Origin of the sequence: Amycolatopsis keratiniphila subsp. keratiniphila, assembly GCF_001620365.2 — a bacterium.
Classification (GTDB): domain Bacteria; phylum Actinomycetota; class Actinomycetes; order Mycobacteriales; family Pseudonocardiaceae; genus Amycolatopsis; species Amycolatopsis keratiniphila.
The window spans coordinates 251,662-275,072 of record NZ_LQMT02000014.1 but is presented as its reverse complement, the minus strand read 5'-3'; the positions used below and the strand labels follow the sequence as shown (position 1 = coordinate 275,072).

Genomic DNA, 23,411 nt, shown 5'->3' with positions numbered 1-23,411 from the left:
CATCAGCTCAGCGACCTCAACTCAAGGGCGTCGGAAACGCGACCGGACCGCGGTGGCCGTTCTTCCCGACCGCGCGGACACCGAAGAACACGTTGTCCTTCGACAGATCCACCTTAGCCTCGGTCGTGTCGCCGACCCTGACGACGTGCGTCCAGTCGGCCGCCGTCGTCTCCCGCCAGACGACCTCGTAACCGGCGAGGTCCGGGTCTGTCCCGCGCCGCCACACCAGATCCGTCTCGTTCGTCAGCCGGTTCGTCCGGATCCTGACGTCTTCGGGGGTACCGGGCGCGGTCGCCAGCGACCACATCGTCGCGGCGTTCACCCGCGCGACCCTGGCGATGAACGGGAAATCGCAGAACTGGGGCAGATCGCCGAATTGCTTGCCGTTCTCCACCCGGACGTCCTGGTGCTGATGGGCGTAGTCCTCATGCGGTTCGGTGAACCGCGCTGCTGGAAATCCCTGCTCCAGGAAGGGGATGTGGTCGCCGCCGCGGAGGTAGCGGTCGCGCCGGTGGATGACCCGTACGGTCATGCCGGTCGCTTCGTTCTCCGCGACCGAGCGCACGAACCGCGCCAGCTGACGGGAGGGCGAATCGTTTTCCCCGCCGACCGCGCGCCGGATGTCGGCCTGCGCCGGGGTTTCCGATGTCGGCACGCCCTCGGCGAACAACCGGATCGTGCGCGGGTCTCGCGTCCCGTCGTCGGCCCGGCTCGAACCGACGATGTCGTTGGTGAACATCGCCTGCACTTTCGTGCCCGCCGCCTTGAACAGCGTGGCCATATGCCGTGCGCCGAACAGGCCCTGTTCCTCACCGGCGACCGCGGCGAACACGATGGTCGCGGCCGGACGGCGAGTGGCGAGCACCCGGGCGAGCTCCAACGCGACCGCTACCCCGGAGGCGTCGTCGTCGGCGCCCGGCGCGTCCTTCGTCGCGTCGAGTGGATCCGAACAACGCGAGTCGTAGTGGCCTGACACGACGTAGACCCGTTCCGGGGTGGTGGAGCCGCGCAGGGTGGCGACGACGTTGGTGATGGTGGTCGCGACCGGGATCCGGGGCGGCGCGGGCTGTTGCAGATACGACTGTGCCTGGACCGTCATCCGGCCGCCCGATCGCTCCGCGGATTTCGTCATCTCCGCGAGGATCCAGTCGCGGGCGGCGCCGATCCCCCGGGCGGGGTCGGTCTGCGAGGACAACGTGTGCCGGGTTCCGAAAGCCGCGAGCCTGCGTACGGTGGCCTCGATGCGGTGTTCGTCTATCTCCCGGAGAATCGCCCGGAGTTCCGCGCCGGGGCGTTGTGGGGTGAGTCGTTCGCCTGGTTTTTCGGCGTCGGCCGGGACCTCGGCGCCGGCGGTCGGTGCGAGTGCCGTTGATGACAGTGCCGTTGATGACAGGGCGGCCGCCGAGAGCGCGGCCGACGTGGACAGGAAAACTCGTCTGGACCTTTCCTCAGCCATTCTCTCGTTCCTACGCGCCTTGTGGTCGGGCGTCTACCCGCGAAAAGGATGAGCGCGGTGGGCGGCGGATCGGGGAAGATCGCCGGGTGATCTTCGAGAGAAGGAAGTCCGTGGCCGAGGCACTCCAGGAAACGCTGGAGAGCAGGGGACATCGCGTCGGCGTACTCGTCGATGCGCTCATGCGCGTCGACAAGTCCGGCGACGCCGCCGAAATCAAGGCCGCCTTCGAGACGATCACCGAGACACCGGCGCTCGTCACGACTCTCGACGTGTATTGCCGGTCTCAGCGGGCCTTGGTCGACGTCGGTCTACGACTCACGGGACGTGGAGCCGGACCGTTGACCACGGCGATCGCCGCTTCACACGGTAACGGTCGGGTCCGGGAGTTCGCGATCACGAAGATGCTGGCGAGCCCGCGTCCGGAGATGCTTCCGTTTCTGCTGGTGCGCATGACGGATTGGGCGTCTCCGGTCCGTGATGTCGCCCGCATGGGTGTCGTCCGGCTGCTCCACGACGATCCGGCGACGTATTTGCGGCCAGCCGCCGAAACGATGCTTCACCTGAGGCGCCGTCGTCGCGGGGGCTTCGGCGTGCAACAGTTGTACGCGGCTGCTTACGACGCTCCCGTGGCGGTGCTCGACCAGTTGATGCGCTCGGTGACCTCCGCGGTGCCGAGGTTCGCGTTCGAGGTCAGAACCCGGCGTGGCGATCTCAAACTCGACGAGATGGTCCGGGTTGCCCTGGCGAATTCCGACAAGAGTCTTCGTGCCCGGGCCGGTGAGGCCGCCACCCGCGAGGCCGTGTGGACCGGCCGTGTGGACATCCTGCGCAAGCTGGCCACCTGCCGACACGGAGAGGTACGGATCAGCGCACTGACCGGACTCGCTCGTCTCGGCCACTGGAACGAAATCGCCGGTCTGCTGGACGACCGTTCCACGCTGATCCGTGCGCTTGCACGGGATGCTGCCCGGCGTACGGGCGTCGACGCCGTCGACTGGTACCGGTCGGCAGTTTCCGTTGCGAACCCTTCCTTGGGCGCCATCGCGGGACTTGCCGAGTCGGGGCGGCAAGAAGACGGGCGGCTGCTGTATCCGTTGCTGAGCCACCCCGCGGCCAGGGTGCGGGCGCAAGCCGTTGGAGCACTTCGGATTCTGGACGCCGTTCCGGTCGATTCGGTGCGGTCGATGCTTGAGGATCCTTCCCGTCGGGTGGTCAGGGCGGCCTTGAAGGCTCTGGGGAAACAGGCTCGGCGAACACAGGCTTGATTTTCGTTGTCATCGAGTGCCGAAGTCCTCGAACGGGTCTGTGGGGAACCTCCGCAGCCATCCGTTTCCGTGCTCAGGCCTGAGGTTCGTCGTCCTCGAGTCCTGCGCGCGGTTCGTGGAAGGGCTCTGGCGCCGTCTCATAGGTATGACCGCTCGGCGTGGTGATGATCATGCCGCCGTCGCCGGTGGGCACCGCCGACCACCCGGGTTCTTCTTTGAGCAGGTTGTGGTTCTTGCAGTGGATGTGACAGTTGTGATGATTGGTCTTTCCGTTGCGAGCCCGGGCGACGATGTGGTCGATCTCGGAGATCTCGGCCGGCAGATGGCAGCCCGGTTGTGTGCACTCGCGATCCCTCGCCTTGATCAATCGGGCCAAGGAGGCCGGTGACCGATACTTGTTACCGCCGGCTTCGAGCAATTGGCCTGTGGCGGAGTCGGTGATCAGCCGGGACCAGGTCGACCCGGGGCCGGAGGCGATTTCGCGGACCAGCCAGTCGGGGATGGGGCCGTACCCGGCAAGTGTCGCGGGATCGTCGCGCGCGCCGACGAGTGTCAAGAAGTCGACATAGACATGGATGTGCGCTCGCGGCTTGCCCCGGCCGTTCTCGGCCAGCAGTCGTTCGGCGAAGATATCGGCGCGATGCTGGTCGAGCGTCCGGGATTTGTCCTTGTTCCGCCGGGATCGCGCGGCGCGGCTCATCGAGGCGTAGATGGAACTGGCGACTTCCGTGGGAAGATGGCCGGAGAGTGTGGACATGGTCTCGTCGTCGTGTGCCAACGAGATATGGCGCAACGCGCGTTTCCTGGCGGCTCGTTCGCGATAGCCGTCGGGATCGAATTTCTGCACGGCGTGTCTCACCGAACCCCGGATCGCTCCAGGATCACGGTCGGCGAAACGCTTTGCCATCCAAGCGTCGACCTGTGCCGCGACTTCGTCCGACACTTCTCGTGTCAGCTGCATGACCTTGGAAGCCTTGTACAGGTCGATATCACCACGTTCCAACGCCGCCAGCGTGTTCGGCAGGCGGGCGACCAGTGCGCAGGAAGTCTCGACGAGCAGGAACGCGTGATTGCGGGTGACCGAGAAGCGCAAGGCGACCTCCTCGGTCACGGATCTTCGGGACCCGCCGCGAGCGGCGAAGTCGGCTAACGCCCGCACCTGACGTCCCTGCGTCCGCCGAAGGGAAAGCTCTTCGTCGAACGCGGCGTCAAGAAAGCGAGCGGCTTTCGGGTTATAAGCGAGAGTTGTGGTCATGCCCATGATCATACTCGAACTCACGTTCGAATCGAGCTGAGATCGTGATCGGATTTGCGCGGAGAGTGAACGGGCCAGTCATGGCTGTTCGCCCAGACTGAAACACGATCGCCGCCGCGGCTGATTGAATGGGAGGGTGAGCGATTACCCGAGGCTGCTGGAAGACCGAGAAGTGTCGGTGGCGCGGGCCGGCGACACGCGACGAGTGCGGCTGCGGGGCTGGCTAGACGGCTACGACGGGCCGAGGCCGCTCTATCGGATCGAGCTCTTTCTCGACGGTGACCGGTTTACGGCCACCGCCATGGACATGTTCGAGTCACTCGCCCGGCTGCGTCGTCAGCTGGAACCCGGGGGTTGGGCGATCGCCGTTCAGGGCGCCCGCCGCGACACGTACCCGAGCGGGATGTGCAGGGACATGGGCGGCGGTATGCAGATCTACGTCATGCGCACCGGCGAGAAGACTTCGGAAGCCGACCTCGTCGATACGCTGGCCGATGCGGAGCTCGACCAGATCGTGAGTGTCGCGGAACAGGAGACCTGGCACGCCGAATGGTGGGAAGCGGCCACAGGGCGTCGGCTCTGAGCACAGGTGACGGGAACTGTCATGAGCCGGTCGCCAGCGCCTTGACCTCTTGGGCGATCTGCGACAGCTGCTCACCGGGTTCGATCGTCAAGTCACCGGTCGCGGTCCAGCCTTCGTTTCCCCAGTCGGGTTGAAACCTCTGGATGGTGACCCGTAGCTGCACGTGGCCGTACTGGTGGGACGCGTCGATTCTCAGGTCCCTTTCGAGCGACTCCCAGGTTCGGACTCCGTCCCATCCACGCCAGTCGTCCACGTGCCGCTGGAAGAACTCCGCGAGATCGGCGAACCCGGTCGCATAGTGGTGCACGACCTGAACCGACGCTGACAAGCCGTGGAGTCGCAGCTCGGCCAGCAAGGACTCTGGTGGACCGTTCTCGGCGACATCGGCAGTCAGCCGCAGGAATTCGTGGCCGGAGCCGATCCGTGCCTGGATCATGGTCGCAGCATGGCGTTTCGGGCGCTGAGACGACAACCGGAATTGCCGCATCGAGCGGTCAGGCCGCGTGGCGGCGCTGCCGATGCCGGAACAAGGCCACGTCCGGGACAACCTCGACGATTTGCCTCCTGCCCGGCGAACGAGCCTTCGCCGGGCGGGAAGAAGAAACCGGCCGTCGGCGAAGTGGTGGTGAAAGCCGACCGTCGACGGGAAGGAACCACATGTCAGAGGCGGGTATATGACAGCGGGAACGGGTGAGCAGGTGACCGACGCCGACCTGGCCGCCCGGTTGCCGCAGGACCCGGAATTGTTCACCGAAGTGCACGACCGCTACTTCGCGGCCATCTACCGGTATGTGGCCGGACGGTTGGACGCACAGACCGCGGAGGACATCGCCGCGGAGACGTTCCTCGTCGCGTTCGACCGGCGCGACACGTTCGACCCCGAACGCGGTGAGGTGCGGGTCTGGCTGTTCGGCATCGCCACGAATCTGGTGGCCAGGCACCGTCGCAAGGAGGCTCGCCACTATCGGGCGCTGGCACGGGTGAGCGTCGCGCCGGCGGTCGAGGGGCACGAGAGCAGGGTGGTCGCGTCGGTGGCCGCCCGAATGCTGCTTCCTCGGCTCGCGAACGCGCTGTCGCGGCTGTCCGCCGGGGAACGGGACGTGTTGCTGCTCGTGGCGCTCGGCCAGCTCGGGTACGAGGAAGTGGCCGCGGCGCTCGGTATCTCCTCCGGCACGGTGGGTTCCCGGCTCAACCGTGCACGCAAGAAGCTCAACTTCATCCTCACTCCGGAGGCACTCGATGAATGACCTGCAGACGCTGCGCGCCGCGATGACCCCGGACGAGCCGTCCCAGGACGTGATCGACCGCAGCCGTCACCGGCTTCAGAACCGGATCCGCGGTGGCCGCGCCTCCGGGCGGAGGAGCGGATGGCTGATCGCGGGGGCCGGGCTCGCGGCGGCGGCCGCTGCCGCCGTCGCGATCGCGGCCATGCCGGCCGCACCGGTCGACGGTCCGCCGGTGCGGACGGTCACGGGGCAGGAGGTCCTGCTCGCCGCCGCCACCGCCGCTGAGCGTTCCCCTGAAGGGGCCGGCACGTATTGGCACGTGAAGGTGAGCGGGGCGGACGAGTATGAGTACTGGATCAAGCCGGACGGTCGATCGTGGATGCGGGGAGCGAAGACGGGAGGCAAGGTCATGTCGCTGAAGGCGCTTTCGGCCACCCCGTTCTCACTGGTCGCCGTCGATCTGACCCTCGAGCAGTTGCGTGCCCTGCCGACGGACCCGGGCGGGTTGAAGGCCTGGATCGCCGATGCGCTCGAGCGCAGCGACGTCAGGACGAGCGCGGGTGAGCTCACCGCTAGCGACCGGGAACAAGCCGGCTTCCAGTCGTTGATCTCACTGGTGTCCACCCTGCCGGCCACGCCGGGGGTCCGGGCCACGGCCTTGCGCGCGATCGCCGAATATCCAGGTGTCGAAAACCTCGGCACGGTGCCGGGCGGGCAAGGCTTGCGGCTGCCGACGGGCGAGCGGCTCGTCGTCGATCCGGCGACCGGCCGGGTGAACGGGACGTCGATCTTCGTCGCCATGGACGGGGCGGTGCACAAGGTGGCCGACCCCGCCGGCGCCAGGGTCGACGCCGAATGGACCGACACCCTGCCCGAGTAAGCGGATCGGTGGCCGGGAGCGCGTCCCGCTCCCGGCCACGGGGTGTTCACTCGCCGGCGGCGCTGTCCCAGAGCGCGTAGAACGCGGCTCGGGAAACAGGGGTGAGGCCGGAGTCGAGTGCCTGGTCGGTGAGTCCGCCGGCGTCATCCTCGATGTTCCGCCACCAGTAGCGGCGAACGGCCCCGGACGAATCCTGCTCGATCTGCTTGATGGCCACCGTCTCGTGGTCGACCACGATCGCCTCCCACAGCCAGCGGGCTCCTTCGTCGACCAAGCCTTCGTGATCCACGTACTCGTAGTAGCGGCGAGGCTCGGAGCTTTCGTCCAACATCCGGTACCTCGCGACGCTCGCCCGGAACGCGGCTTCGGTCTCCGCCGGCCAGTGCCGTCGTGCTGCCAGGCGTCGGTAGTGCGTCTCCACGTCCGCCGGAAAGTCGGTCACTGCACTTGCCCAGTGCGCGTCCGTGGAACGGATCCGCCCTTGTGCATGCGCAGGATCAAAGCGACCGCGGCCTCCGAGTGGCCCGCCGGGGTCAGGACCTCCTGGAGGAGCAGGCCACGCATCGCGGCAATGGTGACGGTGGCCAACGTCAGCGCTTCCTCGGCCTCAAGCCCTTCGCGTTCCGCGAGCGAGGCCAGCATCTTGGTCAGGTCGTCGAGCGAGTCGATGAACTCACGAAAGTCCTCTGGGCCGTACGCGGCCAGACCGACGACGTGAAAGAAGCCGCGGACGCGGGACAACTGCTCTGGGCTGGTGTACGCCCGCCAGATCGCCACGACGAAGTCGTCGAAGGTGCCCTGCTGGGCGGTCTCGAAAAGCACCTCGTTGTCTCGGGTGCGCTGCGCCTTGAGCATGGCCGCCAACACGCCCGGGAGTGACCCGAAGTGGTATCGCAGGTGGGCATGGTTGGTCCCGGCCCTGGCGGCGATCTCACGGAGCGACACCTCCGGGGCGGGCAGGTCCTCATCGAAGGCGTCGAGAAGCCGAGCCAGGAGACGCTCGCGTGCGTCGCCCTTGCGTTCCTTGCTTGACAGGATCACTCCCACAGTTTATCCATTGGATAAGAGACGGCGGCGCCGTCGCTTGCACATGATCGCAGTCACGCCGGCGGAGGGAACGACTCGTGGGACGTGTTCAAGTGGTCGGCGCGACGGTCGTCGACGGATCGGGTCGCGACCCGGCCGACGTCGACGTCGGTATCGAAGACGGGCGAATCACGCAGGTCGGCGCCTTCGCCGCACACGGCGAGCGCCTGGAGGCCGATGGTCTGACGATGACGCCCGGCCTGATCGACGCTCACGTCCACTTGGGCCTGTCGAGCCCGATCCAGCCGCAGTTCTCGTTCCGACTGAGCGCCGCCGAGCTCGCGGCGGACATCTTCGCCACGGCGGGCGCGGCGCTTGATGCAGGCTTCACCACCGTCCGGGACACCGGCGGGATCGACGGCGGTGTCGTCACCACGATCGCCAAGGGCAAGGTCCGAGGACCCCGCGTCCTGTCCTGCGGGCCGGTTCAGTGCCAGATCGGTGGACACGGCTACTACGGGGCCGAGTGGGAACCGACCGAGCTGTGGAGCAGCCATCACGTTCCGGGTCTGTGCGCCCTGTCCATGATGTCGGGCAACGCGGACGAGCTGCGGCACAACGTGCGCGAGGCCTTCCGCCGAGGAGCCTCCTTCCTGAAGCTCTGCGTGACCGGCGGCGTGGTCGGGGCGCACGACCGGCTGACCGACACCCAGTTCACCGTCGAGGAGATCGCCGTCGCCGTCCAGGAAGCAGTGGCCCGGGGCACCTATGTGACGGTCCACGCCCACAACAACGACGGCATCCGGAACGCGGTCGAGGCCGGGGTGCGCTGCGTCGAGCACGGCACCGACCTCGACGAGTCCACGGCCACCCTGATGGCCGGTCGCGAGGTCGCCCTCGTGCCCACGTTCGCCGTCGTCGAGCAACTGCTGCACGACACCGCCGGAGCCGGCCTCGACGAATCGACCCGCGATCGGGTGCTGGGTGTCCGCGAGCGGATGACCGAGGCGCTCGCCGTCGCCAAGGAGGCCGGCGTACGGATCGGGCTGGGTTCCGACCTCATCGGTCCGGTGCAGCACCGCCGCGGCGAGGAGCTCAGGCTGCGCGCGAAGCTCGAAACACCGATGGAAGCCCTCGTGGCGGCCACCAAGACCAACGCCGAGATCCTCGGCCTGTCCGGCCAGGTCGGTGTCATCGCTCCCGGCGCGCAGGCAGACCTCGTGTTGTGGAACGGCAACCCGGTCGAAGACCCGGAGCTGTTCGCTGATCCCGCCAATGCCGTCCTCGTTCTCAAGGCCGGCCGAATCATGAAGGACCTTCGATGAGCACCATGTGGCAAGGCTGTCTCGCCGACACCGAATACTTCGAGACGCGCTCCAGCGGTGGGAACGACTACGGCGTCTGGGTCACCACACCACCGGGTTATGACCCCGCCACGACGCCAACGCCTGCCGTGTACGTGGTCGACGGCAACTTCGCCGTAGGCCAGACGGCTCCGCTCATCGTCACCCAGGCGGACCCCATGCAACGGATACAGCCCTACATCCAAGTCAGCGTCGGCTACGCGGGCGAGGAAGCACAGCACTGGGACCGGCTGCGCAACCGGGACCTCGTGCCGCCCGGCGAACCGACGCGTTCCTGAGCTTCCTCACCGCGGAACTGCACCCGCGGATCGAACGCGACTACGGCACGGCCACGAGCGGCCACGGCCTTTTCGGCTACTCCTACGGCGGCCTGTTCAGCCTCTACGCCTGGCTCAGCGGCATCACGCTTTTCGGGAGCATCGGAGCGGGCAGCCCCGGTGTCATCGGCGAAGTTCGTCGATCGCCCTTGAGCTCGCGCGGTCGGGGGTACCGGGTCATCGTGCTGGATCGGCCCGCGGGGCCAGGACAGGGCATCGAGTGCGATCGTCCGGTTCAACTTCTCCACCACCGCCGGGGTGGTGACGGCGTGGGAGGCGCATTTCGGCTGGCTCGACCGGGCAAGTCACCTTCCGGGGCCCCGCGCACCGGCCCGGAGACCGACCTGGGTGCGTTCTCCCGTAAGCGCAACCGGAACACCGCGAACTCGGGCACAGTGCTGGGCTGACCGTCACGGGTCGTCGAGGTCGAGCGGCGGCATCGGCGCCGCGTCCTTGGCCCACGTGTCGCGAAATCCCGGCTGGACCGCGAGATCGACCAGTTCGATCCGCGCTCCGATGCTGTCGAGCCGGTGGTAGGTGAAGGAGCGACCATAGGGGCAGGAGTCGAACTCGATCGGCGCGCCTCGATCCGCCAGGCGCTGTTTGTCCGTCATGACGTCCTTGGACCAGTAGCCGATGTGGTCGAAGCGGGACCCCTCGGTCGCATCCCATGGACTGCCGGCGGGTCCTTGGATCACCTCGAAGAACGGTGGCCCGTCGGTCGAGAACACGATTTCGTAGTCCCAATCCCCGAGGGTGCCCGCGCGGACCGGACTCCAGGTCACGCCGAGGGTGCGGGTGAGGTCCTCGGTCGCCTGTCCGATGTCTCGGACGACGAAGCACAGGTGGTAGAAGGCGTTCACCCGTCCTGTCTATCAACCCTCAGCGGACGTAGGGCGTTATCGTTGATCGATGTCGCACGCGGTCGTTCTTGGTGGGACCGGGCTGATCGGTCGCGCCGTGGCACGCCGGTTGCTGGCCGCCGGGTGGGAGGTGACCGTCGCCGGCCGGGACTCCTCGCGTATGCCCGAGGACATCGCGGTCGCGGGTGGCCGGTTCGCCGCCGGGGACCGCGGCGAACCCGGCAGTCTCGCTGCCGCGCTCGGGGAGGGCGCGGATCTGGTGGTCGACTGCCTGTGCTTCACCGCCGCACACGCCCGTGATCTGCTGCCGCTGCTGGACGATGTGGGGTCCACGGTGATGATCTCCAGCAAGGCCGTGTACGTCGACGCGGCGGGCAACCACGTGAACTCGGCCGTCGCGCCGGTTTTCGACGGGCCGATCCACGAGTCGCAGCCCACCATGGCCCCACGCGACGACGTCGATTACCGCACTCGTGACGGCTACGGGGCCAACAAGGTGGCGGCGGAACGTGTCCTGCTCGACAGCGGATACCCGGTCACCGTTCTGCGTCCGTCCAAAGTCCATGGAGAGGGGTCGGCCAAGCCCGGCGAATGGGTGTTCGTCAAACGCGTGGCCGACCGGCGCGAAGTCCTTCTCCTGTCCCGCGGTGGCCGCGGCGTCGACCACCCGAGTGCGGCAGGGAACATCGCCGCGCTGATCGAAACCGTCGCGGGAAACCCGGGCAGGCGTGTCCTCAACGCCGCGGACCCGGACGCGCCCGACGCCCTGTGCATCTCGAGAATCGTCGCGAACCACCTCGGCCATCGGTGGGAGGAAATACTCCTTGACGACCACGCCCCCGCCGGACTCGGCCGGCACCCTTGGGACCGCCTGCCGGGTATCCGGCTGGACATGTCCGCGGCCGGGCGACTGGGCTACCGGCCGGTCGGCGACTACGCCGCCACCGTGACCGCCGAGCTGGACTGGCTCGGCTCCACCGATCGGCTCCCGGCAGGCTTCGACCACGATTATTTCGCGCCGATGTTCGACTACGCCGCTGAGGACGCCTACCTCGCGGACCGGTAGCCAGGCTCCGGACCAGCCTCAACCCTCGCCCGCCGCGAGCAACTCCCGCAGCATCGCCAGCAGTTCCCGCCGGTCCCCGGCCCCGAGTTTCCCCCGGATCCGCGCCATGTGGTGTTCCACGGTCTTCGCCGAGATGAACAGTTCGCTCCCGGCCTGCTTGTACGTCAGCCCGCCGACGACGAGGCGGGCGACTTCCAGTTCCCGTTCGCTCAAGGCGTTCAATCCCGTGGCCGCGACGGGTTCCGGTGCCCGGCCTTGGAATTGCCGGGCCGCTTCGAGCAGCTGGACCATCGCCTTGCGGTCGGAGGTCCGGATCGCCGCCTGCCCGGCCAGCCGGGAGGCGTCCCAGCAGAGCCCGAGTTCGTGCAGTTCCGACGCGGCCGCGGTGATCGTTTCCGGATCGAAGCTTCCGGTCAAGACCGCGAGCCAGCCGGTAGCCGCGGCGGCGAGGGCCGCGGGATAACGGCCGCAGGGCGCGAAATCGTTCAACGCGGCCAGATGTTCTCCCGCCGACGTGTGGTCCTCGACGGTGATCGCGGCGTGCAGTTCGTGCCAGCGCAGCGTGGCTGTCCACAGTGGAGGGTTGCCGAGCGCGTCGAGCACCGCGTGTGCCCGCTCCAGCTGTCCGGCCAGTTTGGCGCTCGCGCCGCCCCGCGCGGCCGCGATCGCGAGTTCTCCCAGCGGCAGCAGCGAATACAGGTCCGGCTGTTGCCGCATCGACGCCTGATACGCCCGGTCCCAAGATCGTTGCAGGCCGGGAAGATCGCTCGCGCGCCGCGCCAGGCCCAAGTGCAGGGTGGCGGCGAAGAGTTCGTCGCGCGCTTCGAGGCCGTCCGGGGGCATCAAGGCTTCGGCGGCCGTCTTGAGGTCGCCCGCGGTCATCGCGACCCAGCCGAGCAGCAGCCGGTGCCGTTTCGCGAGCAGGTCGCCGCCGATCCGGCCGTTCGCCGCACGGCTCAACACCGACTCCGCCAGCGCGAGTTCGCCGGAATGCAGGCCCACCAACGCCGCCAGGGCCGCCGGGCTGTCCGGGAGCGGTGCCGGCGCGCCCGCCGATTCCAGCATCGAGGCCGCGCCCAGCAACGCGGACAGGGTTTCGGCGCCGCAGCCCGACACCGAGCCGGTGATCGCCCGTGCCATCCGCGAGACGGCTCCGGCGAACAACGTCGGGACTTCGGGGGTTTCCAGGACACCCCGGGCGGCCTCGAGTTTCCCGGTGCCCAGCAACGCGATCGCGGCGAACGCCTTCGATTCGGCCCGCCCGGACCATTGGTACAGCTCCGCGCTGTGCGCCAGTTCGCCGCGATGCGCCAGCACCGTCCCGGCCACTTCGGCGCCCGCGGCCCGGGCGTCGGTGTCCGAGGTGCTGCCGAGCATGCCGTCCCCGAGCCGCAGTGCGGTGTCGAGATCCCCGGCCAGTGCCGCGGCGTGCGCCCAGCCGACGGTGAGCGCCGCGCCGCGCCCACCGGCCTCGGACGCGGCCTCGTAGAACCGCGCCGCGAGTTTCGTGTCGTCGGGCATCGCCTCGCGGGCGGCCGCTTCGAAGGCCGCCGCCGCGCTCGCGCCCGAACTTCCCGTTCCCAGCAACGACCGGGCGAGGTCCAGCACCGGAAGCCCGTCACGCAACTGGAGTTCCACCAGCCGCTGCAGCACGGTCAGCCGTCGCCCCGGCGAACCCCAGGTCCGGATGGCCTCGGCGGCGATCGGCAACAGGACGTCGTCCTCGCCGAGGAGACCGGTCGCCCTGGCGCTGTCGAAGACTTCGGTCAGACTTTCGCGATCACGGTTCAGGAGCGCGGCGAGGAGATCGAGATTCCGGCCCGCACCCGCTTCCGCCGCGATCAGGAAGCGGTGCACGTCGTCGTCCAGCTGCTCCAGTTCGCCGCGGAAGTCCGCGAGCCGGCCGGTGACCGCGCGCACCACGAGTCCTGGCACGCCACCGGTTCTGACGTGGACCTCCGCCGCGGTGGCCGCGTCGCCACCGGCGTGCTCGACTAGCCGCCGGACGTCGTCGACGCCGAAGGCGCTCAAGGACACCGACCTGCCGAAGGAATCGGCGAGGGTGCGCAACGCTTTCGTGCGTGCCGCTGTCCGGAAGGCCAGGACCACGGGTGCCGTCGTTTCCTCCGTCCGCGCCTTGATCTTCGCGAGCTCGTCGTCGTCGAGCTGGTCGGCGTCGTCGATCAGCAACGCTTCGACACCGGCGTCGGCGTAGCGACGTCCGAGCAGGCCGAGCAGATGGGTCTTGCCGTGCCCGCCGGGGGCGACGACGGCGACCCGCACCGGGGCTTCCGGGGCGGTGGTCACCTCGTCGAGCAGGCGCCGGGCACCCGGATGGATGATGCCGGGCTGGTCGAGCAGTGCGTTCAACAGCGACCTTCGGGGGTGGACGGCGTGGCACCGGGGGTGGGCGGCGCGCACGAGCTCGAAGTGGTGGGAGGGGCTTCGGGACCCTTGTCGGCGGTGGCTTCTCGAGTGGTCAGGGTGAGCAACAGGGTGGTCGCGGCCAGAACCACGACCGCGGCTCCGGCGACGAGGGGCTTGCGCCGGCTGAGCAGTTTCGCCGCCCCGGTGCGTTCTGGCAAGGGGAACGGGGTGATGTCCACCGGCGGCCGTTCGGGCCGCTCGGTGAGCTCTTCGGACACGTCGACCCGGGGGAGCAGGGTGGTTTCGATGGTCGCGACGGCGTGCGATCCCACCCCGCCGGGTTGAGGAAGGTCACGTCGCGCGGCGATGTTGGCCGCGCCGGTCGCCACCGTCAGCACCGGGTCGCTCGACGCGAAGAGGGGGCACGGTGTCCGGCCGGGAACCGGGGGTGCCTCCCCGCAGAGCACGATGCCCGCCAGCGACTGGGGCGGGACGCCGGCGCCGTGCGCGAGCTCGAAGACCTTGCCGACGGCCTCGGCGGGGTCGACACCTTCCAGGGTTTTGATCGGTTGCCAGCCGTTGACGGCGGTGGCGGCGGCGATCGTGACGACCGCGCCGTCCGGGCCGAATTCGCAGACACCGGCGGTGACATCGCCGTGCGGGGCGAGGTACGCGTGCAGCGCGGCGACGGGCGACGCCACCAGCGCGGCACGGGGGAATCCGGCTTCGGCCAGGGCCCGGCGCAGCAGGTCCCGGCGGAACGAACCCCAGCCGACGGGGTGTGTGAGCACGATGTGGTGCGGTTTCTCACCGAAGCGTTCGGCCGCTTGATCCACCGCCGCGTCGACGAGGACCGCGCTGAGGGATTCGGCAGGGAACCGTTCGCCGCCGACGATCACGGGGACGTCGTCGCCGACCCGTTCGTGGAACCCGGTGAGCAGGCGGGCGGGCGCGGACCGGCCCGCCTCGACCGCGGCGTCCCCGGTGAGCAGGTAGCCGTCGTCGTCGAGGAACACCGCCGACGCCGCCGCCGGGCCGCGCGCGCCGAGCCACGACGGCTCGGGCACGCCCCAGCCGTCGCCGGAGTTCACGCAGGTGGCGGCGGTGGTGCGGGTCGAGGCGATATCGATGCCGAGGACGTAGGGCAACGAGCATCCTCCTTCGCTTGACCAGCCCCTAAGGACCAAATAGGGCCACTCACCTGAACGGCTTGACCCATCCGGGTGAGGGTTGGCATTAAACCCAACCGAGTGCGTCTCGGTTAAGCCCCTAACGCCCTAACGATGTCATACCGATCCCCTATTGGCTGAGTGAGCGACGACCAGGAGTGATCCCCGATGTGCCCAGCGGCACCGGCTCACTAACTTCGGTGACCTGCGCTCAGCCGTGCCCTCCGGCCGCTGGGCGCGCCCCACCGACCTAGACCCCCAGGAGAGTCCTTTCATGGGTTCCGTCCAGACCCTGCACGACTTCACGCTGAACCTGCTGAACGACACCGCGGCCCGCGCGGCGTTCGCCAACGACCCGCAGCAGGTGCTGGCCGACGCCGGCCTCGGCGACATCAACGCCGCCGACGTGCACGAGGTCGTCCCGCTGGTGCTCGACTTCGTCCCGGTCGGCACCGCCACCGACCTCACCGGAACCACCGCCGCCACCGCCGACAACCTGGCCGGCTTCGGCGGCATCACGAACGCCGTCAACGGCACCGACGGCGAGTGCGCCGACGGCGTCCAGGGCGCGATCGACCAGCTCACCGCGCTGACCGCCGGCCTGCCGGTCGCCATCCCCGGCGCCGACGCCCTGCCGGGCCTGCCCGAGCTGCCGGAGCTGGGTGGCCTCCCGGCCGTCCCGGCCGTGGGTGACCTGCCGGTCGACGTCCCGGGCCTGCCCGCCGTTCCGGCCGTCTCCGACGTGACCGACGTGTCGAACGCCGCCGCCGGCGTGACCGCCCTCGCGCAGAACACCGTCGGCAGCTTCGGCCTGACCGACGACCTTTCGCGTGGCCTCGACGCCGCTTCCGTCGGCCAGGCCGGAGACATCGCCACCGGCGCCGTCGACACCGCGACCGACCTGGCCCACGGCGTCCCGGCCGTGGACACCGCCGGTCTGCCCGCCGTCGACTCGGTCCCGGCCGTCGGCGACCTGACCAGCGACCTGCCGCGTGCCGACGGTGTCGCGGGCGACGCCCCGAACTTCCTGTCCACGGTCGGCGACCTGACCAGCGTCATCGGTCAGACGACGGGCGTCGCGGACGTCACCACCAAGGTGCACGACATCGCGGGCAAGGCGCACGACATCGGCAACGGCAACGTCGCGAGCGACGTGACCGACAACGTCGCGACCGACGTCACCGACAACGTCGTGAACGATGTCGCGAACCACGCGGGCGTCAACGACGTGCACGACGTCGTCTCCGGTGTGGCCAACAACATCGGCCACGTGGGCGACATCAACCTCGGGGCAGGCGACATCGCCTCGAACAACGACATCCACATCGGCTGATCCGAATATTCTTCATATCTGTGCCAGGGCCCCGCGACCGCACCAGGTCGCGGGGCCCGCACGGCATGTTGGCCCATGCCACATTGATTCCGCGCTTGGTTAAGGGAACACTGCATCCCCGTGACAGCCCCCGCCTGGCTCGACGTGCTCAACGAGACCTTGGACGCCTGTGCCGCCCACGGTCGCGCCGACCTGGCCGAACGACTCCGGCGCAGACGGGACCAACGGGCGCCGGGCACCCGGATCGCGGTGGTCGGTTTTCCCAAGCAGGGCAAGGGCTATTTGCTCAACGCGCTGCTGAACGCGCCGGTCTGCGCGGTCGGGGACGCGAGTACGCCCGCCGTGCCAACGGAGATCGGGTACGCCGCCGATCCCGCCGCCACCCTGGTCGGGCACGCCAGGGAGAACGTGCCGGTCGGTGACCTCGCCAAGGAACTCGAGGTCCGGCCGCCCGGGTCGCTGCGCCGGGTCGAAGTCGGCCTGCCGCGCGAACTCCTCGGCACCGGGCTGGTGCTGGTGGACACCCCGGCGATCGGGGACCCGCGCTCCCCGCGCACGGCGGCCACCCTCGACGTGCTCGCCGACGCGCACGCGGTGATCCTCGTCTCCGACGCGACACAGGAACTCCAGCCCGCCGAACTCGCGCTGGCGCGGCATATCCGGACCTGGTGCCCCGCTTTGGTGCTGGCACTGACCAAGATCGACGTGAGCCCGGACTGGCGGGACCTCGCCGCCCGTAATCGTGCGGCGCTGTCGGAGACCGGTGTCGTCGCCGACGTCTTCCCCGTGTCCGCGACGGTGCGTCAGGCCGCCGCGAAAGCCGGCGACGCCGCCCTCAACGGACGGTCCGGCTTCCCGGAACTCCTGAACTGGGTGGGAGAACAGGCCGCGCGCCCGATCGAACGCACCCGCGCGCTCGCCGCCGCGGTGAGTGTGCGCGCGGCGGCGGTCGAACTGGTCGAGACGCTGCAGACCCGGCTGAACGCGGTCTCGCAGGACAACGGCGTGGATCAGGTCACCCTGCTGCACCAGGCACAACGGCGCACCGAGGAGCTGCGGCGGCAGAACGTCCGCTGGCAGAACATGTTGTCCGACGAGATCACCGACCTGATCTCCGACGCCGAATACGATCTACGCGAGCGGACCCGGGTGATCGTGCGGCATGTCGACCGCACCTTCGACGAAGGCGACCCGGTGCAGATCTGGCCGGATTTCCAGACCTGGCTGGAAGAAAACCTCGCCGAGGCCGTCGAGACGAACTACAACTGGGTGTCCGACCGGTCGGAGTGGATCGCGCAAGCGGTCGCGTCGACCTTCGGGCCGCATTACGGCCACGCCCCGGAACTGCCGCTGACCGGGTCCGGAGTGGACTCGATCCCCGAGGTCGGCGCCCCCAAGATCGAGCGGTTCAAGATCGGCCAGAAACTCTTCACCGGCTTGCGCGGTTCCTACGGCGGCGTGCTGATGTTCGGTCTGGTCACCAGTCTCGCCGGGCTGCCGTTGATCAACCCGGTGTCGCTCGGCGCCGGTGTCGCGTTCGCCACCAAGAGCGTGCGCGACGAAGGCGGGATGCGGTTGCAGCGCCGCCAAGCGCTCGCGAAGGCCGCGGCGCAGCGCCACGTGGACGACGTGTTCATCCGGTTCAGCAAGGAGATCAAGGACGAGGTCCGTCAGGTGCAGCGGCGCCTGCGCGACCATTTCGCCGCGCTGTCCGACCAGCTTTCGGAAGAGCTGACGCGGCAACGGGAACTGATCATCGCCGGCTCCGCCGAACGGGACCGGCGTACCCAGCGGGTCAAGAAGGAGATCGACCGGCTGGCCGCCCTGCACCGGAAGGCGGGGGCACTGGGCACCGGCGCCGCGCCGCGCCGGGAGCTGTCGGCGTGACCACCCTCGATGTCCGGGAGTTGCTGAACGAGGCCGCCGCGCACTACCGGGACCGTCCGCACGCGGTGGCGATGCTGCGGGAATGCCTGGAGCGGCTGGACGAACCGCTGCGCGTCGGCTTCATCGGCACACCGGGGACCGGAAAGTCCACTTTGGTCTCCGCGTTGGCGGAATGGCCGACGCGGGCCTTGCGCGAGATCGATCTGTTCGACACCCCGGCCTTCGCCGAACACGTCGACGCGACGGTGCGGTTGGTGCGCCATCTCGAACCCGACGAACTCGCCGGCACCCGGCAGGTGGGCGGTTCGGCGTTCGCGCGGCAGACGGCGGTGAACTCGGTGCTCGTGCTCGGCAGGGCGGACGAGGTCGGCGCGGGCCGGATCGACGCCCTGCTCACCGCGAAACAGCTGGCCCGCCGGGCCTGGCGCGAGAACCCGGATTGCGCGGGATTCCAAGGAGTCATCGCGGTCGCCGGGCAGCTGGGCTACGCGGGGCGAGCGCTGCGGGACGACGAATTCGAGGTGCTGCGCGCGCTGGCGTCGATCTCCCGGCCGGAGCTGGAACGGTATCTGCTGTCCGTCGATTCCTTTGTGGACGATCCGTTCCCGGTGCGGGTCTCGCCGGAATCGCGGAAGCACCTGGTGTCGCGGTTCGGGCTCTACGGGGTCCGGCTGGCGATCACCCTGATCCGCACGGGCTGCGACAGCAGGCTCAAACTCTCGGCGGAACTCGTGCACCGCAGTGGTCTCGGTGACCTGAGGGACACGCTCGCCGGATGCTTCGTCGCGAGGGCCGACGCGTTGAAGGCGCGCACGGCGGTGTTGCGCTTGGAAGGCCTTCTGGCCGCGGAGCCCCTTCCGCACGGTGACCGGCTGGCCGCCCGCGTGGAACGGTTCGCCGCGGCAGCGCACGACTTCCGGGAGCTGCGGCTCATCGCGGGCATCCGTGGTGGCCGCACGGCGTTGTCGGGGGAGACCGCCGAGGAGGCCGTCCGGCTGCTCGGCGCACAGGGACTCGCGCCCACCGAGCGCCTCGGTCTCGAACCCGACGCGGATCCGGCCGAGATCCACGCGGGAGCCGAAAGCGCGCTCGTCCGCTGGCGGCACGAGGCGGAACGGGCCGACGCCGCGCACGCCGAACGTGCCGCCGCCCGGGTGATCGTGCGTTCGGTCGAGGGGCTGCTCAGCCTGTTCGTGGCTTGACGCCTGCTGGTCTCCGAGTCACCATAGAGCACTCTATGGCGGCTCTGACCAGGCGAAAGGGGTCCGGCATGCCCGACGACGCGCGTCCGGATGTGCGGCTTCTCGGTGAACTTTTCGCGCACTGGGCGAAGGTGATCCCCGAGCGGGAGGCCCTCTCCTTCCAAGGGCGGCGGCTCACCTGGGCCGAACTCGACGACCGGGCGAGGCGCGTCACCGGCGCGCTCGCGGCCGCCGGAATCGGCAGAGGCGACCGGGTGGCGTTCGTCGACAAGAACACGCCCGCCTGCCTGGAGGTGACCTTCGGCGCGTCCTCGCTCGGCGCGGCGAACGCGGTCGTCAACTGGCGTCTCGCCCCGGAGGAACTGGCGTACGTCCTCGGCGACAGTGGCGCGCGGATCGTTTTCGCCGGGCCGGACATGCTGCCCGCCGTCGAGGCGCTGCGCGATCGGCTGCCGTCGGTCGAGCGGGTGATCGTCGTCGGGGGAGAAGACGACCAGTACGAGGACTTCCTGGCGGCCGCGACACCTGCCGGGCCCTCACCCGAGGTCGACGAACACGACGGCGCGCTGATCATCTACACCAGCGGTACCACCGGTTTCCCCAAGGGCGCCGTCCTGACCCACCGCAACCTGCTGGCGCACAGCCGCAACGCCGGGGCCGCGTTCCCGATGGGCGACGGCGACCGCAACCTGGTCGCGATGCCGCTGTTCCACGTCGGCGGGAGTTGTTACGCGATCATCGGTTTCCACTACGGGCAGCCGACGACGATGACCCGCGAGCCCGACGGCAAGTCTTTGCTGGGCGCGCTCGCCGAAGGGGCCACGCACGCGTTCCTGGTGCCCGCGGTGGTCGCCGGCATCGTGCAGGCGGGGGAGCAGGCCGTCGCCGCGTTCGCGCGGTTGAAGTACCTGGGCTACGGCGCTTCGCCGATGCCGCTCCCGTTGCTGCGCAAGGCGCTCGCGGCCTGGCCGGACACGCGGTTCGTGCAGGTCTACGGCATGACCGAGCTGTCCGGCGTGGTGACGACGCTCGGCCCGGACGCGCATCGCGACCCCGCCCGGCCGGAGCGGCTGGCGTCGGCGGGCACGGTGCTGCCTGAGGTGGGGATGCGTGTCGTCGACCCGGCGACCCTCGAAGACACCGCACCGGGGACGCCCGGCGAGCTGTGGTTCCGTACCGATCAGGCGATGGCGGGCTATCTGGGCAAACCCGAGGCGACCGCCGAGACGATCGTCGACGGCTGGGTTCGCAGCGGTGACGTCGGCAGGGTCGACGACGGCGGTTTCGTGTTCATCGAAGACCGCGTGAAGGACATGATCATCACCGGTGGCGAGAACGTCTACTCGCCGGAGGTGGAGCGGGTCATCGCCGAACATCCGGCGGTCGGCGAGGTCGCCGTGATCGGGGTCCCCGACGATCGCTGGGGAGAGCAGGTCAAGGCCGTGGTCGCCCCGGCTCCTGGAGAGCGCGTCGACGCCGACGAACTCGTCGAGTACTGCCGGGAACGCCTGGCGCACTACAAATGCCCGCGCACGGTCGAGATCGTGGAGGCGTTGCCGCGCAACGCGACCGGCAAGATCCTCAAGCGGACCCTGCGGCGCCCGTACTGGGAGGGGCGGGAGCGCGCCGTCTGAGAGCCTGTTGGCGGAGCTGAGACTATGTTCGGAAAAGTGACCATGCGTGTGAACCCGCCTCGGCCGAAGGCCCCGCTATCGCGGTGGCAGGGCACCCTGTCCGCATCCGTGCCGTGGACGACCAGGCAGTGCCCTGCCGACGTCGATCGCGGTCGCGGGTTCACCACCGGACACTGATGCCGTCCACGGTTAGCCGCGAGCAGTACTTCGACGCGGCGCTGGAGATCCTCGCCGAGTCCGGGTTCGCCGGGCTCAACGTCGGCGCGCTCGGCAGACGCCTCGGCGTCACCAGCGGATCGTTCTACCACCATTTCGGCGGCTGGCCCGGGTTCGTCGGCGCCTTGCTCGACTTCTGGGCGCAGCGGCAGGTGCGGATCCTGCGGGAACTGGACTTCGGCTCCGGCGGCCCCGAGGCGGATTTCGCCGCGCTGATGAGCCTGACGCGCGGACTCCGCCATCGCGCCGAGGCGGCCATCCGCGCCTGGGCGGCGAACGACGAAACCGTTCGCGTGGCGCAGAAACGCGTCGACGACGCCCGGGTCAAGACGGTCGGGAGGGTGGTGGCCGAGCTGATCCCCGACCGGCGTCGCGCGGAGGTCGTGACTTCGCTCGGGCTGGCGATGCTGGTGGGCTACCAGCAGGTGGCCTCGGCGGGCGGATTCACCGACCTCGGCGACATCCTGGACGAATACACCCGGCTGGTGCTCGCCGGTTAGGCGTTGCCGAGCACCCGCGTCACGGTGATCTCGATGACCACGCGTTCCGGGTTCGGCTTCGGCTGCCGGTAGCGTGCGGCGTAGCGATTCTCCGCGTCGCGCACGGACTCCGGGTCTTCACGCAGCACGGCTCGACCCTCCAAAGTGGACCACCGGGGCCCGTCGATCTGGCAGGCGGCGACCGGAATGCCGCCTTCGCCCGCTTCCTTGACCAGACGCGCCTTCTTGGACGAGCGGAACGTGATCACCCGGGCGATCCCGGCTTCGAACTCCACCGTGACCCCGACCGCGACGACGTGCGGGGTTCCGTCCGGGCGCACGGTGGTCAGGGTGGCGAGATGCCGTTCGGTCCAGAATTCCCGGAAGGCTTCGCCGCGTTCGCTCAGGTCGATCTTCATGGTGTCAACGCTAAGGCACCGGTCGGGCAGGCGTCATTTGAGGTAATAGTAAGGAAACTTTCTTAACTCTCTTGTTTTTGCCCGACCCGGATGTCACTCTCGGAACGCGCCGCCGCCACCAACGATGTTTCCCGGAGGAGCCATGAGAAAGACCGTTCGGACAGTGCTGGCCGCGGCCGCGCTGACCGCCGGGCTGGTCGCCACGACCGCCCCCGCCACCGCGGCGACCGCTCAGGGGACCCCGTACCTGCCGGGCGTTCTGCGCCCGTCCGTCTCCCAGTCCGCGCAGGACGCGGCGCTCGCCAAGTACTACGACTACTGGAAGAAGAACTTCCTGACCACCAAGTGCGGCGCGGGCACGTACGCGGTCAAGGCGCCGGACGCCGACCACGCCTTCGTGGCCGAGGGGCAGGGCTACGGCATGACCATCGCGGCCATGATGGCGGGCAAGGACTCGCAGGCGCGCACGGTCTTCGACGGCATCCTGAAGTTCGTGAAGGCGCACCCGTCCGTGATCGACAAGGATCTGCACGCCGCCGAGCAGGACGAGAACTGCAAGAGCGTCAACGGCAGTGACTCGGCGACCGACGGCGATCTCGAGATCGCATACGGCCTGCTCCTCGCCGACAAGGTCTGGGGCAGCGGGGGTTCGGTCAACTACAAGGCCGAGGCGCTGCGGATCATCAAGGCGATCAAGCGCAGCGAGGTCAACCCCGACACCAAGTTCATGCGGCTGGCGGACTGGGCCGACAGCGGCAAGTACATCAACAGCTCGCGCTCCTCGGACTGGATGCCCGGACACCTTCGCGCGTTCGAGAAGGCCACCGGCGACTCCTTCTGGGGCCAGGTCCGGACGCGGCAGGAGAAGGCGGTCACGCAGCTGCAGCAGCAGTACGCGCCGAAGACCGGCCTGATCCCGGACTTCGTGGTCAACACCAACTCCACGCCGAAGCCCGCTCCGGACGGCTTCCTCGAGGATCACGACCCGCACTACGGCTACAACGCCTGCCGTGACCCGTGGCGGCTCGGTGTCGACGGGATCACCGTCTCGGGCAGTCCGGCGCAGGGGCAGGTGCGGAAGATGAACACCTGGATCCAGCAGAACACCGGCGGCAACCCGGCCAAGATCACCTCCGGCTACACCCTGTCCGGGTCCAAGCTGCCGGGTGAGACCGGGCAGCACCCCTGCTTCACCGCGTCGTTCGCCATCGCGGCGATGAACGACCCGGGCAGCCAGGCCTGGCTGGACAAGCTGTGGACGTCGATCACCACCTGGTCGCCGAACGCCAAGGACTACTACGGCACCGGCATCACCGTGCAGGTCCTGATCATCCTCTCGGGGAACTACGTCGCGGTCTGATCCGGCGGTGACCACCGCTTACTGAAGTGTCATGAAAGGGTCGT

The 23,411-nt window shown here is 69.0% G+C and carries 23 protein-coding genes; 14 read left to right on the top strand and 9 right to left on the bottom strand.

What is annotated here, in order from left to right:
* Positions 1–16 precede the first annotated feature (16 nt).
* Positions 17–1,456 (bottom strand): M20/M25/M40 family metallo-hydrolase, encoded by a 1,440-nt coding sequence (locus AVR91_RS16420; protein ID WP_063277080.1) that lies wholly within the window; start codon positions 1,454–1,456, stop codon positions 17–19.
* 110 nt (positions 1,457–1,566) lie between these two features.
* On the opposite strand from AVR91_RS16420, the gene AVR91_RS16415 reads away from it, so the two are divergent.
* Entirely contained in the window at positions 1,567–2,721 is a 1,155-nt protein-coding gene (locus tag AVR91_RS16415) for a HEAT repeat domain-containing protein (RefSeq protein WP_063277079.1), read from the top strand.
* A gap of 73 nt (positions 2,722–2,794) precedes the next feature.
* On the opposite strand, the gene AVR91_RS16410 is transcribed toward AVR91_RS16415, so the two are convergent.
* Positions 2,795–3,976: an HNH endonuclease signature motif containing protein gene (locus AVR91_RS16410; protein ID WP_076857362.1), complete on the bottom strand. Its 1,182-nt coding sequence runs from the start codon at positions 3,974–3,976 to the stop codon at positions 2,795–2,797.
* 136 nt (positions 3,977–4,112) lie between these two features.
* Here AVR91_RS16410 and AVR91_RS16405 point away from each other — a divergent pair, with 136 nt between their 5' ends.
* Positions 4,113–4,559, top strand: a complete 447-nt coding sequence (locus AVR91_RS16405; RefSeq protein WP_063277077.1) for a hypothetical protein — start codon at positions 4,113–4,115, stop codon at positions 4,557–4,559.
* Between the two features lie 19 nt (positions 4,560–4,578).
* On the opposite strand, the gene AVR91_RS16400 is transcribed toward AVR91_RS16405, so the two are convergent.
* Positions 4,579–4,995: a DUF6228 family protein gene (locus AVR91_RS16400; RefSeq protein ID WP_063277076.1), complete on the bottom strand. Its 417-nt coding sequence runs from the start codon at positions 4,993–4,995 to the stop codon at positions 4,579–4,581.
* Positions 4,996–5,233: 238 nt separating this feature from the next.
* Here AVR91_RS16400 and AVR91_RS16395 point away from each other — a divergent pair, with 238 nt between their 5' ends.
* Positions 5,234–5,806: an RNA polymerase sigma factor gene (locus AVR91_RS16395; protein WP_063277075.1), complete on the top strand. Its 573-nt coding sequence runs from the start codon at positions 5,234–5,236 to the stop codon at positions 5,804–5,806.
* Positions 5,799–6,665, top strand: a complete 867-nt coding sequence (locus tag AVR91_RS16390; protein ID WP_063277074.1) for a CU044_5270 family protein — start codon at positions 5,799–5,801, stop codon at positions 6,663–6,665. Before AVR91_RS16395 ends, AVR91_RS16390 begins: the two co-directional genes overlap by 8 nt.
* 46 nt (positions 6,666–6,711) lie before the next feature.
* Here the strand turns inward: AVR91_RS16390 and AVR91_RS16385 are convergent, their stop codons facing one another.
* Together AVR91_RS16385 and AVR91_RS16380 are read right to left on the bottom strand one after the other, a co-directional pair.
* Positions 6,712–7,107: a hypothetical protein gene (locus AVR91_RS16385; RefSeq protein ID WP_063277073.1), complete on the bottom strand. Its 396-nt coding sequence runs from the start codon at positions 7,105–7,107 to the stop codon at positions 6,712–6,714.
* On the bottom strand, positions 7,104–7,712 hold the full coding sequence (locus AVR91_RS16380) for a TetR/AcrR family transcriptional regulator (RefSeq protein ID WP_228708367.1): 609 nt from the start codon (positions 7,710–7,712) through the stop codon (positions 7,104–7,106). Before AVR91_RS16380 ends, AVR91_RS16385 begins: the two co-directional genes overlap by 4 nt.
* Before the next feature lie 77 nt (positions 7,713–7,789).
* On the opposite strand from AVR91_RS16380, the gene AVR91_RS16375 reads away from it, so the two are divergent.
* The 3 genes from AVR91_RS16375 to AVR91_RS44595 are packed head-to-tail and all read left to right on the top strand — an operon-like array spanning position 7,790 to position 9,779.
* Positions 7,790–9,016, top strand: coding sequence for a metal-dependent hydrolase family protein (locus AVR91_RS16375; RefSeq protein WP_063277071.1), 1,227 nt, complete (start codon positions 7,790–7,792; stop codon positions 9,014–9,016).
* Positions 9,013–9,333 carry a hypothetical protein gene (locus AVR91_RS44600; RefSeq protein WP_427846406.1) on the top strand — a complete coding sequence of 107 codons (321 nt, stop codon included), beginning with the start codon at positions 9,013–9,015 and terminating at the stop codon, positions 9,331–9,333. Before AVR91_RS16375 ends, AVR91_RS44600 begins: the two co-directional genes overlap by 4 nt.
* Positions 9,276–9,779, top strand: a complete 504-nt coding sequence (locus AVR91_RS44595; RefSeq protein ID WP_455577835.1) for an alpha/beta hydrolase-fold protein — start codon at positions 9,276–9,278, stop codon at positions 9,777–9,779. The genes AVR91_RS44600 and AVR91_RS44595 overlap by 58 nt, the downstream gene beginning before the upstream one ends.
* Positions 9,780–9,782: 3 nt before the next feature.
* Here the strand turns inward: AVR91_RS44595 and AVR91_RS16365 are convergent, their stop codons facing one another.
* Complete coding sequence (locus AVR91_RS16365) at positions 9,783–10,235, bottom strand: VOC family protein (RefSeq protein ID WP_063277070.1); 453 nt, start codon at positions 10,233–10,235, stop codon at positions 9,783–9,785.
* A 49-nt stretch (positions 10,236–10,284) separates the two neighbouring features.
* On the opposite strand from AVR91_RS16365, the gene AVR91_RS16360 reads away from it, so the two are divergent.
* Positions 10,285–11,301, top strand: a complete 1,017-nt coding sequence (locus AVR91_RS16360; RefSeq protein ID WP_063277069.1) for an NAD-dependent epimerase/dehydratase family protein — start codon at positions 10,285–10,287, stop codon at positions 11,299–11,301.
* An 18-nt stretch (positions 11,302–11,319) separates the two neighbouring features.
* Here the strand turns inward: AVR91_RS16360 and AVR91_RS16355 are convergent, their stop codons facing one another.
* Positions 11,320–13,671 carry a helix-turn-helix transcriptional regulator gene (locus tag AVR91_RS16355; protein ID WP_063277068.1) on the bottom strand — a complete coding sequence of 784 codons (2,352 nt, stop codon included), beginning with the start codon at positions 13,669–13,671 and terminating at the stop codon, positions 11,320–11,322.
* The gene (locus AVR91_RS16350; protein WP_063277067.1) at positions 13,668–14,816 is read right to left on the bottom strand and encodes an Hsp70 family protein; all 1,149 of its coding nucleotides are present in this window, start codon (positions 14,814–14,816) and stop codon (positions 13,668–13,670) included. Before AVR91_RS16350 ends, AVR91_RS16355 begins: the two co-directional genes overlap by 4 nt.
* A 295-nt stretch (positions 14,817–15,111) precedes the next feature.
* Between AVR91_RS16350 and AVR91_RS16345 the strand changes: the two genes are divergently transcribed.
* From AVR91_RS16345 to AVR91_RS16325, 5 genes are all read left to right on the top strand, one after another.
* Positions 15,112–16,170, top strand: a complete 1,059-nt coding sequence (locus AVR91_RS16345; protein WP_063277066.1) for an IniB N-terminal domain-containing protein — start codon at positions 15,112–15,114, stop codon at positions 16,168–16,170.
* 120 nt (positions 16,171–16,290) lie between these two features.
* A complete protein-coding gene (locus tag AVR91_RS16340; RefSeq protein WP_063277065.1) occupies positions 16,291–18,057 on the top strand; it encodes a dynamin family protein in 1,767 nt (588 codons plus the stop codon).
* A complete protein-coding gene (locus AVR91_RS16335) occupies positions 18,054–19,259 on the top strand; it encodes a GTPase (protein ID WP_063277064.1) in 1,206 nt (401 codons plus the stop codon). The genes AVR91_RS16340 and AVR91_RS16335 overlap by 4 nt, the downstream gene beginning before the upstream one ends.
* A 68-nt stretch (positions 19,260–19,327) precedes the next feature.
* Positions 19,328–20,893, top strand: coding sequence for a long-chain-fatty-acid--CoA ligase (locus AVR91_RS16330; RefSeq protein ID WP_063277063.1), 1,566 nt, complete (start codon positions 19,328–19,330; stop codon positions 20,891–20,893).
* Positions 20,894–21,069: 176 nt separating this feature from the next.
* Positions 21,070–21,609 (top strand): TetR/AcrR family transcriptional regulator, encoded by a 540-nt coding sequence (locus AVR91_RS16325; RefSeq protein WP_063277062.1) that lies wholly within the window; start codon positions 21,070–21,072, stop codon positions 21,607–21,609.
* Here AVR91_RS16325 and AVR91_RS16320 read toward each other — a convergent pair.
* Positions 21,606–22,007, bottom strand: coding sequence for a PPOX class F420-dependent oxidoreductase (locus tag AVR91_RS16320; protein WP_063277061.1), 402 nt, complete (start codon positions 22,005–22,007; stop codon positions 21,606–21,608). The two genes, AVR91_RS16325 and AVR91_RS16320, sit on opposite strands and share 4 nt — an antisense overlap.
* Before the next feature lie 142 nt (positions 22,008–22,149).
* On the opposite strand from AVR91_RS16320, the gene AVR91_RS16315 reads away from it, so the two are divergent.
* Positions 22,150–23,367: a glycosyl hydrolase family 8 gene (locus AVR91_RS16315; protein WP_063277060.1), complete on the top strand. Its 1,218-nt coding sequence runs from the start codon at positions 22,150–22,152 to the stop codon at positions 23,365–23,367.
* Positions 23,368–23,411 lie beyond the last annotated feature (44 nt).

What these genes read in the sequence shown, in the direction of transcription:
- AVR91_RS16420 (WP_063277080.1), bottom strand. Translation starts at nt 1,456, where the DNA reads ATGGCTGAGGAAAGGTCCAGACGAGTTTTCCTGTCCACGTCGGCCGCG.
- AVR91_RS16410 (WP_076857362.1), bottom strand. Translation starts at nt 3,976, where the DNA reads ATGACCACAACTCTCGCTTATAACCCGAAAGCCGCTCGCTTTCTTGAC.
- AVR91_RS16400 (WP_063277076.1), bottom strand. Translation starts at nt 4,995, where the DNA reads ATGATCCAGGCACGGATCGGCTCCGGCCACGAATTCCTGCGGCTGACT.
- AVR91_RS16395 (WP_063277075.1), top strand. Translation starts at nt 5,234, where the DNA reads ATGACAGCGGGAACGGGTGAGCAGGTGACCGACGCCGACCTGGCCGCC.
- AVR91_RS16390 (WP_063277074.1), top strand. Translation starts at nt 5,799, where the DNA reads ATGAATGACCTGCAGACGCTGCGCGCCGCGATGACCCCGGACGAGCCG.
- AVR91_RS44600 (WP_427846406.1), top strand. Translation starts at nt 9,013, where the DNA reads ATGAGCACCATGTGGCAAGGCTGTCTCGCCGACACCGAATACTTCGAG.
- AVR91_RS16360 (WP_063277069.1), top strand. Translation starts at nt 10,285, where the DNA reads ATGTCGCACGCGGTCGTTCTTGGTGGGACCGGGCTGATCGGTCGCGCC.
- AVR91_RS16345 (WP_063277066.1), top strand. Translation starts at nt 15,112, where the DNA reads ATGGGTTCCGTCCAGACCCTGCACGACTTCACGCTGAACCTGCTGAAC.
- AVR91_RS16330 (WP_063277063.1), top strand. Translation starts at nt 19,328, where the DNA reads ATGCCCGACGACGCGCGTCCGGATGTGCGGCTTCTCGGTGAACTTTTC.
- AVR91_RS16325 (WP_063277062.1), top strand. Translation starts at nt 21,070, where the DNA reads ATGCCGTCCACGGTTAGCCGCGAGCAGTACTTCGACGCGGCGCTGGAG.
- AVR91_RS16320 (WP_063277061.1), bottom strand. Translation starts at nt 22,007, where the DNA reads ATGAAGATCGACCTGAGCGAACGCGGCGAAGCCTTCCGGGAATTCTGG.
- AVR91_RS16315 (WP_063277060.1), top strand. Translation starts at nt 22,150, where the DNA reads ATGAGAAAGACCGTTCGGACAGTGCTGGCCGCGGCCGCGCTGACCGCC.